Below are 11,379 nucleotides of genomic sequence, written 5' to 3'. Positions count from 1 at the left end.
CTTCGGCGAGTTCCGCCTGGCCGCTCGCGTCCACGCGGAACTCGCCGAAGCGGGCCCTGGCGTAGCGGTCGGCCTGACCCTCCTGAAAGAACCACGCGTCCGTGGAGACTTGCGTGCCTGTGCCGCCCCAGCGCGGGGATGGCACGTTCTGCACGCGTAGCAGGAGTTCGCCATCGGCCAGCGGTTCGCCCTTGTGGAGGCGGACGAAATGGCCTTCCCGGCTGGCGTCGCGGCGGATCACGATGACTTCTTCGCGCGAGGCAGGCGTCTGCTCCGTGCCGTGGGCCACGCGCACATCGTTGGCAATCGAGAAGTTCAGCGCCATGTAGTCGCCCTGCACCAGCGAGCGGGGATCGACCGGGGCCAGGCGCAGGTAGACCACCTCGCCATTGGCGATCAGTCGTTCTTTGCCAACGATGCCGGCCAGCGCTACGCCGATGGTGAGCAGCCATGCGATCAGGATCCATCGTTTCATTGGACGGCCTCCGCGCGCGGCATACGAGCAACGACGATGCGAACGGCAAGCAGCAATACGCCAGCGCCGGCCAGCGTCGCGGATTTGGCGAGCAGCGTCCATTGCAGCGTGCTGTAGTACCAGACGAAGCCGATCAGTACGCTGGTGATGGCGAGACCCATCCAGGTCAGCGAGCCGCGTCGCATGGCCAGGGCCAATGCCAGCACGCCTGCCGTCACGGCTGGGGCGAAGACCATCAACGCGCTGAATGCGGCGGCGGTGACCAGCATCACCGCAGCGGTGCGGGCATCGGCGCCAAGCCGCTTGCATTCAAGCCAGGCGAACACGACGAGTACGGCTCCGGTCAACACGCCGCCCAGCCACGCGCCCGGCGCGTACCAGGTCCGACCGGTGCCGAAGATAAGTGCGGCCGGATGCATCATCCCGGTCACGACCAGCGCGCCACCCAGCGCAAACACCAACGTGGCATCGGCGGCGGGTTCCCACACGGCACGCTGGCCCGATGCCGCCAGACCTGCCTCGCGCATCGCAAACACGACCACCCCGGCCAGCGCCAGCGCGGCGAGCAATCCGATCATCGGCGGAATGGCGGTCCAGCGCGGCGCCACCATATCCCCCAACGCGATGCAGGCACCGATTGCCACGGCCGACCACGTAGCCAGTGCCGCCAGGAATCGATGCAAGCGATCCGGGACCACCACGAAGAGCAGCGCCTCGAGCACAGCCACAGCCAGCCAGAACGATGCCGACTCGATCGAGCGAAATCCGAATTCCTCTCCGACACCGGCAATCGCCATGCCCTGACCGCCCAGGCTCAGGGCCAGCGCGAACTGTCCCATCGCAATGCGGCCACTCTCACCAGCCCGCACGCGATACAACGCGATGGCCGCACCGATCATGATCGCGCCCGTGATCGCCATGGCCGGTCCGTTGCCGCGCGTCGCGGCGAACACCGTGCCAATCAGGAACATCTGGAAGAACAGCGCGCCCAACCAACCCGCGCCGCCCATCAGCAATCGGATAGGCCACGGCGTACGCAGCGTGACAGGACAATCCCCCTGCACCGCACCGCGCGCCGCCAGCCGCTGCCAGAGCGCTTTCTCGAAGGTTGCGTCGCTCATGCCTCGCCTCCCGACTCTGCACCAGACTCAGCCCGCCACGCGCGCAGCAGCCACGTGGCCGCTGCCACGGCCAGGCCGATGGTCAGCAGCGCCAGCAGCAGGAAGGCGCCGAAATCACCGTCGATGCTCACCAGTCCGCGCCCGGCCGCCATCACCACGATGCCGATGCCAGTCAGGCAGACCAGGCTGAGCACCACGATGTCGAAGGCCCGCCATCGGACCCACGCCCCGAGCGCTGCCAGCGCCGCTGCGCTGACCAGAAACGTGAGCGCGGCAAAATGGTCCAGCACCACGCTGGCCGTCGCCACCCATCCCGCGTAGCCACAAATCAGTACGCCGATCAGCCGCGGCCCTGTCATGCCCCGGAAGCCGAAGGCTGGCGCACGCGCTGCCAGCCCATGCCAGACCGCCAGTTGCACCACGGCAAGGCCGAGCAGGAACAGCATCGTCTCGCGCGCCCACTGCGCCGAGAACAGCAGTTCGAACATGCCACCGATGCCCAGGTTCACGCTGCAATACCGTAGCAGCGCCACGTTGCCGAGCACCAGCACGATCCACCAGTGCGGCGCAGCACGCGCGGCCAGTGCCCACGGTGTGGCCAGCAATGCCCAGAGCGCAAACAACTGCCACGCATCGGCACCGGTCTGGTAGGTCTGTCCGATCACCGCCAGCAGCACACCCGACACGATTTGCGCGCCGGCCAGCGCGGCGCGCCCGGCTAGATCGCCCGATGGCCGCCACGCCGCGAAACCGGCGAGCAGCGTCAGCACCGCAGCCAGCAGGCCGAATTTGGAAAACTTGTGGAGATCCGCCCAGTTGAAGGCGAAGAAGACAATGACACCGGCGCAGAGCAGCGCCGTGCCCAGAGAGAGCAGCACGCGGTCAAGCCAGTGCTGCCAGTCCGCAGTGGCAGGCAGCGTCGGCTGCCATGCCGTGCGCAGATCATCGGCGTTTAACCGGCCCTGCGCGCGCCAGTCGGCCAGCGCCTGCTGGCTGATCCTGCGCTGCGAGAATCGTTGATGCGAGAAGCTGTCCAAAGCGGCAATCCCCCGGGATTCGGCATGGTCTGCAATGTAGCAGGCGACCGCGCCGAAGTCTCCCGGGAGACGCCGCCATGTGTGGCAGATCAGAAACGATAAGTCACGTTGCCGATGATCGAGCGCTGCGTGCCGAAGAAGCAGTCGCCGCGTGCGATACAGCTGTACACGTACTGCTTGCCCGTGAGGTTGTTGATGTTCAGCGAGACGCGCACCGGCCCCCGGTCGTAGGCCACCACGGCGTCGAATACCGTGAAACCGCCCACGCGGTTGTTGCCCGTGCCGTCGGTACTCGGGCCGTTGTAGCGCACACCGGCACCGGCGATGAAGCCCGGAATGTCGAACAGCGCGAAGCGGTAGTTGGCCCACAGCGACGCCGTGTTCGTCGGGATGCTTGCCAGACGCTGCCCTTGCTCGGCTGCCGAGCCCTCGATCACCTTCGCGTTCAGGAAGGTATAGGCGGCGATCAGGTCGAGGCGACCCAGCGACACCAGCGCTTCCAGTTCCGCGCCGCGCGTGCGGGCCTCGCCCACCTGCACCGTGCCCGGCACGCCATTGACCACGCCAGCCACCTTGCGGTTTTCTTCGCGCATGTCGAACAGCGCGGCCGTCAGCGTCATGTTCTTGCCGAGCGGCTGGTACTTGACGCCCACTTCCCACTGCTTGCCGCGCAGCGGCTTGAACGCCGCGCCGTCCACGTTGAAGCCCGCCTGGCCCTGGAACGACTCGGCATAGCTCACGTACGGGTTCAGGCCGAAGTCCGTGCGGTACATCAGGCCGAAACGCTTGGTCAGTTCGTTGTCGTCACGCGAGGCCGAGGGCGTGTTGTCCTGCGAGGCGCGCGACCAGTCGTAGCGCAAGCCCAGCATCAGCAGCCACTTGTTCCATTCGAGCTGATCCTGCAGGTAGACACCGGTCTGGATCTGCTTGGCCGGCTGCAACGTGTTGAACACCGTCGGCGCGGTGTAGTTGCCGTAGACCGGGTTGAACACATTGATCGGTGCAGCCGTGCCGTTGGCGTTGCTGCGGCCCGTGGCATCGCTGTGCTGGTAGTCGATGCCGGTCAGCAGCGTGTGCTTGACGGCGCCGGTATTGAATTTCGACTGGCCCTGCGTATCCACGGCGAACTGGTTCAGCGTGGGCTGGTTCATGTAGACCACGCGGCGCAGCATCGTGTTGCTGCCCGGCACCCAGCCGTGCGTGGCGCCGGTGAAGCCGGTGGTGTAGATGCTGCGGTAGTCCACGGTGCTGTGCGAGTAACGCAGGTTCTGGCGCACTTCGAACGTGTCGTTGAAACGGTGCGAGAACTGGTAGCCGATGGCGTGCTGCTGCGCGCGATAGCGGTCGAAATCCGGTTCGCTGACGAAGAAGCTCTGCGGAATTGCACCCGCCGGATTCTCGATCAGCGTGCCGCGCCACGGGAAGAAGCCGATCATCGATCCGCTATCGTCGCGCTGGAAGTTCGCCAGGATCGTGAACGAAGTATCGGCGTTCGGCCGGTACGTCAGCGACGGCGCGATGAAGTAGCGGTTGTCCTTGACGTAGTCCACCGAGGCGTCGCTGTCGCGCGCCATCGCCACGAAACGGTACAGCCACTTGCCATCGGCATCGATCGGACCAGTCAGGTCGGCCTGGATCTGCTTGCGGTTGTAGTTGCCGAAGCTCACGCCGATCTCGCGGTACGCCTCGGCCTGCGGACGCTTCGATACCAGGTTCACCACGCCGCCCACCGCACCCTGGCCGTACAGCATGCCCGACGGTCCCTTCAGTACCTCGATGCGCTCCAGCGCGTACGGGTCGGGCCGCGTGTTGTTGTAGAAGCCCACGGCGTTGAGCAGGCCGTCGAGATACTGGGTGGAATCGGTGCCACGGATCTTGATCGAATCCGTGCGGTTGTCGTTCGCAAACCCGGCTGTGGTCACGCCCGCCGTGTAGCCGACGGCCTGCGCCACCGTCTGCGCGCCGGTCAGTTCGATCCGGTCACGGGTGATGACCGTGATCGACTGTGGCGTCTCGACGATCGGCGTGTCGGTCTTGGTGGCGGTCAGCGCGCGCTTGGCAACGAAGCCTGTGACCGGCCCGGTCGGCGTTTCATTGCTGCCCTTGACGGTCACCGCCGGCAGTTCGTGGTGGGCGGTAGCGGCGGGCGCCTGTTCCTGCGCCATCGCCACAGTGGCGGCTTGCATGCTCAGGGCGAAGGTGGTCAGGCGGAGGGCGTGCGAACCGCTCAGGCGGCGCCGGGCGCGTACAGACATGGATTGATCTCGGGTAGGCTGTCAGGAATGGGAATAGGAATGACTCGTATTCCGATGCGCATTGTAACGATTTGTCATACCCCGGATACATTCGGACGAACTTGAAATGCTCGGCGTCGCGTACACGCCACAGTGGCGCACCGCTTCCGCGCCGGTCGCGAGGTCGGTATGCTGGGCGCCGCTTTCCATCCCGCCGTTGCGCTCCCACACCATGACTCTTGGCATCCTTGCCGCCCTCCACGACGAAGTCGACGGACTGATTGCCGCGATGCGCCACGAAGACGCCCGCGCCACGACGCAGACGATTGGCATGCGCGATTACCACTGCGGCACCCTGCACGGGCAGCCTGTGGTGCTGGTTCTGGCACGGGTGGGAAAGGTGGCGGCAGCGGCCACCACGGTGACGCTGATTCGCGAATTCGGTGTGGAAGGCATTGTGTTCACCGGACTCGCCGGTGGGGTCGCAACGGAGGTCGGGGTCGGCGATATCGTCGTGGCCGATGCCACGATCCAGCATGACCTGGACGCCCGCCCGCTATTCCCGCGCCACGAGGTGCCCCTGCTGGGGCAGTCGGTATTTCCCGCCGATCCCGCGCTGACCGCTGCGTTGCGCCAGGCGGTGGAAGGCTTCCTGCGCGACGACCTGGCCAGCGAGGTGCCTGACGGCGTGCTGGCCCGCTTTGGCATCCACGCGCCGAAGCTTCACGTGGGAATGATCGGCAGCGGCGACCAGTTCATCAATTCCGCCATGGCCGTCGCCGGCCTGCGCCGCGACCTGCCCTTGCTGCAGGCCGTAGAGATGGAAGGTGCGGCACTGGCCCAGATCTGCCACGAGTACGGCGTGCCCTATGCGTTGATGCGCACGGTGTCGGATCGCGCCGATGACGCCGCGCACGTGGACTTTCCGGCCTTCCTGCGCGACGTGGCGAGCCACTACTCCAGCGCGGTGCTACGACGATTCCTCGACGCGCGCAGCTGAATTCCCGACACCACAGTTATTTCTCTTCTTACCGACGCGGCCGCGCAACACCCCAGACCGCCACTAGCAGGGCCGCGCCGAAGATTGCCGCGCCCCATCCCCAAAGCTGGCCGTCCGTAAAAAGATGGGCGGCCCGCCCGCCATAGAAAGCAGAGAGCGCGCCCGCCATTCCCAGCAGCAGCGCCACCGGCACCCGCACGACGCGTCCGGCGGGATGCAGCAACGCCCCGGCCAGTCCCACCACTGCACCCACCACCAACAGACCAAACATTCGCCTCTCCAGTGCCTATAAAGTCATATATTCTGGCAATGTTCCAACAATAGCGCTGTTGGAACAAACCGCCCCAGTCGCCTGCAAGGATGTTTACGAGCGGTATAATGACCCCCGCTTCCGGCATCGATCCGGATGGCATTCCAACCCCACAAATGCAACTGCTCGCGATCGGCATCAATCACACAACGGCACCCGTCTCGCTCCGCGAACGTGTGGCGTTTCCGCTTGAGCAGATCAAACCCGCACTGGGCGCCCTGCGCACCCACCTGGCGGGCCGCAGTGGCACCGAAGCCGCGATTCTCTCCACCTGCAACCGTACCGAAATCTACTGCGCCACCGATGTGCTGCAGCCCGGGCAGGATGGATTCGAGCACACGTTGCACTGGCTTGCCCAGCATCACAATGTGCCGGCCGGTGAACTGGCGCCGCATTTGTACGCCCTGCCCCAGTCAGAAGCCGTGCGTCACGCATTCCGCGTGGCCAGCGGGCTCGACTCGATGGTGCTGGGCGAAACCCAGATTCTCGGACAACTGAAGGATGCCGTGCGCACTGCTGGCGAAGCCGGCGCGCTGGGCACGTACCTGAACCAGTTGTTCCAGCGCACGTTCGCGGTGGCCAAGGAAGTCCGTGGCCAGACCGAGATCGGCGCGCATTCCGTGTCGATGGCCGCCGCTGCGGTGCGCCTCGCGCAACGGATCTTCGAAAGCGTTTCCACGCAGCGCGTGCTGTTCATCGGCGCCGGCGAGATGATCGAGCTGTGCGCCACGCACTTCGCGGCACAGCAGCCGCGCCAGATCGTGGTGGCCAACCGCACCATCGAACGCGGCGAGAAGCTGGCCGAGCAACTGGCCGAACAGGGCCTGACCACGCAGGCCATCCGCCTGCAGGATCTGGGCGAACGGCTGCACGAATTCGACATCGTCGTCTCCTGCACCGCCAGTTCGCTGCCGATCATCGGCCTGGGTGCCGTCGAACGCGCGGTCAAGCGCCGCAAGCATCGCCCGATCATGATGGTCGACCTGGCCGTGCCGCGTGACGTGGAGCCGGAAGTCGCGCGCCTGAACGATGTGTTCCTCTACACCGTCGACGATCTCGGTGCCGTGGTGCGCGAAGGCAATGCCCTGCGGCAGGCCGCCGTGGCACAGGCCGAGGCCATCATCGAATCGCGCGTGCTGAACTTCATGCACTGGCTGGAAACGCGCAGCGTGGTGCCTGTGATCCGCGACCTGCAGACCGCCGGCGAATCCATCCGCCAGGCCGAGCTGGACCGCGCGCGCCGGATGCTGGCACGCGGCGACGATCCGGAAGCCGTGCTCGAAGCCCTGTCGGGCGCGCTGACGCGCAAGTTCCTGCACGGCCCCACGCACGCGCTGAACCACACGCAGGGCGAAGACCGCGAGGCACTGCTGCGTCTGGTGCCGGGTCTGTTCCGCCACAGCAGCCATTCCGAGCGCTAGCCGCGCTCACCCTCCCTGCCGGCACCGCCGGCATCCGGCATCGACCCAGGCCATGGCACATGGCGCGATGGGTCACCGCTCTCCTCCGCAATGCACGCTGCATTGCTCCGTGACACCAGCCGAATCCCGTATCCGATGAAAGCCAGCATGCTCCAAAAGCTCGACCAGTTGGCCGAGCGACTCGACGAAGTCAATGCCCTGCTCGCGCACGAGAACGCCACAGCCGACATCAACCAGTACCGCAAGCTGTCGCGCGAGCATGCCGAGTTGTCGCCCGTGGCCGAGCAATACGGCCAGTACCGCCAGGCGCAGGAAGACCTGGCCACGGCCGAGGCGCTGCTCGACGACCCCGAGATGAAGGACTTCGCCGCCGATGAAATTGGCGCTGCGCGAGACCGGCTGACATCGCTTGCATCGAGCCTGCAAACGCTGCTGCTGCCAAAGGACCCCAACGACGATCGCAACCTGCTGCTGGAAATCCGCGCCGGTGCCGGTGGCGAGGAAAGCGCGCTGTTCGCCGCCAACCTGCTGCGCATGTACACGCGATATGCGGAACGGCAGCGGTGGCAGGTGGAGATCATGAGCGAGTCCGAGTCCGACCTCGGCGGCTACAAGGAAGTCATCGTGCGCATTGCCGGCGATGCGGCGTTTTCCAAACTGAAGTTTGAATCGGGCGGCCATCGCGTGCAGCGCGTGCCGGCCACCGAGGCGCAAGGACGCATCCACACCTCGGCCTGTACCGTGGCCGTGATGCCCGAGGCCGACGAAGTGGCCGAGGTGCAGATCAACCCTTCAGATTTGCGCGTGGATACCTTCCGCGCCTCAGGTGCCGGTGGCCAGCACGTCAACAAGACCGATTCGGCAGTGCGGCTGACTCACCTGCCCACCGGCATCGTGGTCGAGTGCCAGGACGACCGCAGCCAGCATCGAAACAAAGAAAAGGCGATGAAGGTGCTGGCGGCGCGGATCATGGACGCGCAGTTGCGCGCCGCGCAGGCCAAGGAAGCCAGCACCCGCCGCAACCTGATCGGCACCGGCGACCGCAGCGACCGCATCCGCACCTACAACTTTCCGCAGGGCCGCGTGACCGATCACCGCATCAACCTGACGCTCTACAAGATCGACATGATCATGGACGGCGATCTGGACGAACTGGTATCGGCACTTTCCGCCGAGCACCAGGCCGATCAGCTTGCGGCCCTTGGCGACGAAAATTGACATTTGTAACCAAGGTAAATGCGTGAAACAGCACTGGCGTGAAAAAGCGTGCTGTCTATAATCGATTTCGACCAGACCACCCCAATACATCACTTTCTGACAGGTAAGAGATCGGGGGACGAAGTCTGGATGTGGAAGTCCACTCCTCAACAGACACACAAGGATGAAATCATGAAGAAACTGCTCGTCATGCTGATGCTCGCCGCCGCCGTTACCGCCTGCAGCAAGAAGGAAGAAGCACCGGCCGCCAACGCCGACACCGCGATGCAGAACGCTGCCGAATCGGCCAAGGCCGCTGCCAGCGACGCTGCTGCCGCCGCCGCCAACGCCGCGGACGCCGCCAAGGCCGCTGCAAGTGGTGCTGCCGCCGATGTGTCCGCCGCCGCCGAAAAGGCCAAGGTCGATGCCGGCAATGCCATGGCCCAGGCCAAGGAAGCCGCGCGCGACGCCGTGAACACCGGCGCCGACAAGGCCAAGGACGCCGTCAACAAGTAATACCCCTACGCATTCGAGGCGTCGCCCGCAGGCCGGAATCGGCTTACACTGGACGCCTCACTCGACGTCGCGAAAAGAACCCCGTCAGGCCGATGCCCGACGGGGTTTTTTGCAGCAGGCGCCAGTTCTTTTCCCCAAGACGTACCGGCCGTAGAACATGTCGTCCTCCACCCTAGCGGGCACGTTGCCGCCCGATCCCACGCTGCGCGAAGCGCTGACCCTTGCCGCCATGGCCGGCCTGCCTTCGCTCGAAGCCCGCATGCTGCTCTCGCACGTCACCGGCTTCACGCGCACGCAACTGATCACCCGCGACAACGATCACCTCAATGCAGCACAGCATGATGCATTTTCCACGTTGCTGGCACGGCGGCTGGCGGGTGAGCCAATGGCGTATCTGCTCGGCGAGCGCGAGTTCTTTGGCCGCTCGTTCCGCGTCACGCCCGATGTGCTGATCCCGCGTCCGGACACCGAGGTAGCCGCCGAGGCTGCGCTGGCGCGGCTGGCCGATATCCACACGCCGCGCGTGCTCGACATGGGCACCGGCTCCGGCATCCTGGCCGTGACGCTGGCCCGCGAACGCGCCGATGCCGAAGTCTGGGCCACCGATATCTCGCCGGGTGCGCTGATGGTGGCACAGGACAATGCCCGCGCGCTGCAGGCCGACAATATCCGCTTCCTGGTCTCGGACTGGTACGGCGCATTGCCCGATGCCCTGCGATTTCACTTGATCGTGAGCAATCCGCCTTACATTGCCGAGGGCGATCCGCACCTGAGCGAAGGCGACCTCCGTTTCGAGCCCATCGACGCGCTGACCGACCACAAGGACGGCCTGTCGGACCTGGGCGCCATCGTGGCCGGCGCGCCAGACCGGCTGCTGCCGGGCGGCTGGCTGCTGATGGAGCACGGCTACGACCAGGGGTATGCCACGCGCCACCTGCTGACCAGTGCCGGCTTTGCGGAGGTGTTCACGGCACGCGACCTCGGCGGCAACGAACGCTGCAGCGGCGGCCGGCTGCCCGGTTGAGATCCGGCGCCGGGGCCCCATCTGCACGACATCGGGGGCGCATCCGAGCGGCTCCTGAACGCCAGGCGCGATTCCGGTAAAATCCGGAGCCATTCCCCAATTCATTCGCGGTGCCACCTGGCATCGCGCGCAACCGGAACGTATCCATCATGAGTGACGTACAACAGAAGATCGACCAGATCGTGAAGGGCAGCCCCGTGGTTCTGTTCATGAAGGGCACCGCCCAGTTCCCGATGTGCGGCTTCTCGGGCCGTGCCATCCAGATCCTGAAGGCTTGCGGCGTGGACGCCCCGACCACGGTCAACGTGCTGGAAGACGACGGCATCCGCCAGGGCATCAAGGAATACGCCAGCTGGCCGACCATTCCCCAGCTCTACGTGAACGGCGAGTTCGTCGGCGGTTCGGACATCATGATGGAGATGTACCAGAACGGCGAACTGCAGACCCTGCTGAAAGCCTGAGCCTGAGTCCGTCATGCCTGTGGAACAAGGCGGCGCGCCGCAACGGCTGATCGTCGCCATCACGGGCGCCACCGGCGCCATCTACGGTGTCCGGCTGCTTGAGGTGCTGCGCGATGTGAGCGGTGTGGAAACCCACCTGCTGATCTCGCCGGCCGGCATCATGAACCTCCAGCACGAACTCGACATCGGCCGTGCCGAGGTCGAGGCACTCGCCGATGTCGTGCATAACGTGCGCGACGTTGGCGCGACCATCGCCAGCGGATCGTTCCGCGCGCACGCGATGATCGTCGCACCCTGCTCGATGCGCACGCTGGCTGCCATCGCACACGGCCTCTCCGACAACCTGATTACACGCGCTGCCGATGTCACGCTCAAGGAGCGTCGCAAGCTCGTGCTGATGGTGCGCGAAACCCCGCTGAACCTGGCCCACCTGCGCAACATGACCGCCGTGACCGAAATGGGCGGCATCGTGTTCCCGCCCGTACCGGGGTTCTACCAGAAGCCGCAGACCATTGCGGAACTGGTCGACCACACGGTGGGACGCGTGCTGGATCTGGTGGATTTAAGGGATGTGGGGGAGAAG

The 11,379-nt window shown here is 65.5% G+C and carries 12 protein-coding genes; 7 read left to right on the top strand and 5 right to left on the bottom strand.

Features of this window, described 5'->3' with window-relative positions:
• The 4 genes from FFS21_RS30855 to FFS21_RS30840 all read right to left on the bottom strand — a co-directional run.
• On the bottom strand, positions 1-475 hold a 475-nt coding region (locus FFS21_RS30855; RefSeq protein ID WP_137928472.1), incomplete at its 3' end, for a GDYXXLXY domain-containing protein.
• Positions 472-1,596, bottom strand: coding sequence for a DUF4401 domain-containing protein (locus FFS21_RS30850; RefSeq protein WP_137928471.1), 1,125 nt, complete (start codon positions 1,594-1,596; stop codon positions 472-474). The genes FFS21_RS30855 and FFS21_RS30850, both read right to left, overlap by 4 nt.
• Positions 1,593-2,633, bottom strand: a complete 1,041-nt coding sequence (locus FFS21_RS30845) for a DUF2157 domain-containing protein (protein WP_249359763.1) — start codon at positions 2,631-2,633, stop codon at positions 1,593-1,595. The genes FFS21_RS30850 and FFS21_RS30845 overlap by 4 nt, the downstream gene beginning before the upstream one ends.
• Positions 2,634-2,722: 89 nt before the next feature.
• Entirely contained in the window at positions 2,723-4,888 is a 2,166-nt protein-coding gene (locus FFS21_RS30840) for a TonB-dependent siderophore receptor (protein WP_137928470.1), read from the bottom strand.
• 211 nt (positions 4,889-5,099) lie between these two features.
• Here FFS21_RS30840 and FFS21_RS30835 point away from each other — a divergent pair, with 211 nt between their 5' ends.
• On the top strand, positions 5,100-5,867 hold the full coding sequence (locus tag FFS21_RS30835; RefSeq protein WP_137928469.1) for a 5'-methylthioadenosine/adenosylhomocysteine nucleosidase: 768 nt from the start codon (positions 5,100-5,102) through the stop codon (positions 5,865-5,867).
• Between the two features lie 28 nt (positions 5,868-5,895).
• Here the strand turns inward: FFS21_RS30835 and FFS21_RS30830 are convergent, their stop codons facing one another.
• A complete protein-coding gene (locus FFS21_RS30830) occupies positions 5,896-6,138 on the bottom strand; it encodes a hypothetical protein (RefSeq protein WP_137928468.1) in 243 nt (80 codons plus the stop codon).
• Positions 6,139-6,293: 155 nt separating this feature from the next.
• Here FFS21_RS30830 and hemA point away from each other — a divergent pair, with 155 nt between their 5' ends.
• The 6 genes from hemA to FFS21_RS30800 all read left to right on the top strand — a co-directional run.
• A complete protein-coding gene (hemA, locus tag FFS21_RS30825) occupies positions 6,294-7,598 on the top strand; it encodes a glutamyl-tRNA reductase (RefSeq protein ID WP_137928473.1) in 1,305 nt (434 codons plus the stop codon).
• 135 nt (positions 7,599-7,733) lie between these two features.
• Complete coding sequence (prfA, locus tag FFS21_RS30820) at positions 7,734-8,816, top strand: peptide chain release factor 1 (protein ID WP_137928467.1); 1,083 nt, start codon at positions 7,734-7,736, stop codon at positions 8,814-8,816.
• Positions 8,817-8,987: 171 nt separating this feature from the next.
• On the top strand, positions 8,988-9,311 hold the full coding sequence (locus FFS21_RS30815) for a hypothetical protein (RefSeq protein ID WP_137928466.1): 324 nt from the start codon (positions 8,988-8,990) through the stop codon (positions 9,309-9,311).
• 157 nt (positions 9,312-9,468) lie between these two features.
• A complete protein-coding gene (prmC, locus tag FFS21_RS30810; protein WP_137928465.1) occupies positions 9,469-10,335 on the top strand; it encodes a peptide chain release factor N(5)-glutamine methyltransferase in 867 nt (288 codons plus the stop codon).
• 149 nt (positions 10,336-10,484) lie between these two features.
• Entirely contained in the window at positions 10,485-10,796 is a 312-nt protein-coding gene (gene grxD / locus FFS21_RS30805) for a Grx4 family monothiol glutaredoxin (RefSeq protein WP_137928464.1), read from the top strand.
• 13 nt (positions 10,797-10,809) lie between these two features.
• On the top strand, positions 10,810-11,379 hold a 570-nt coding region (locus FFS21_RS30800; protein WP_137928463.1), incomplete at its 3' end, for a UbiX family flavin prenyltransferase.

It is taken from the genome of Cupriavidus sp. 2SB, assembly GCF_005503625.1.
In the GTDB taxonomy this organism is placed as follows: Bacteria; Pseudomonadota; Gammaproteobacteria; order Burkholderiales; family Burkholderiaceae; genus Cupriavidus.
This window is presented reverse-complemented; position numbering and strand designations above follow the sequence as displayed.

What these genes read in the sequence shown, in the direction of transcription:
- FFS21_RS30835 (WP_137928469.1), top strand. Translation starts at nt 5,100, where the DNA reads ATGACTCTTGGCATCCTTGCCGCCCTCCACGACGAAGTCGACGGACTG.
- FFS21_RS30840 (WP_137928470.1), bottom strand. Translation starts at nt 4,888, where the DNA reads ATGTCTGTACGCGCCCGGCGCCGCCTGAGCGGTTCGCACGCCCTCCGC.
- FFS21_RS30850 (WP_137928471.1), bottom strand. Translation starts at nt 1,596, where the DNA reads ATGAGCGACGCAACCTTCGAGAAAGCGCTCTGGCAGCGGCTGGCGGCG.
- grxD (WP_137928464.1), top strand. Translation starts at nt 10,485, where the DNA reads ATGAGTGACGTACAACAGAAGATCGACCAGATCGTGAAGGGCAGCCCC.
- prmC (WP_137928465.1), top strand. Translation starts at nt 9,469, where the DNA reads ATGTCGTCCTCCACCCTAGCGGGCACGTTGCCGCCCGATCCCACGCTG.
- hemA (WP_137928473.1), top strand. Translation starts at nt 6,294, where the DNA reads ATGCAACTGCTCGCGATCGGCATCAATCACACAACGGCACCCGTCTCG.
- FFS21_RS30830 (WP_137928468.1), bottom strand. Translation starts at nt 6,138, where the DNA reads ATGTTTGGTCTGTTGGTGGTGGGTGCAGTGGTGGGACTGGCCGGGGCG.
- FFS21_RS30815 (WP_137928466.1), top strand. Translation starts at nt 8,988, where the DNA reads ATGAAGAAACTGCTCGTCATGCTGATGCTCGCCGCCGCCGTTACCGCC.
- prfA (WP_137928467.1), top strand. Translation starts at nt 7,734, where the DNA reads ATGAAAGCCAGCATGCTCCAAAAGCTCGACCAGTTGGCCGAGCGACTC.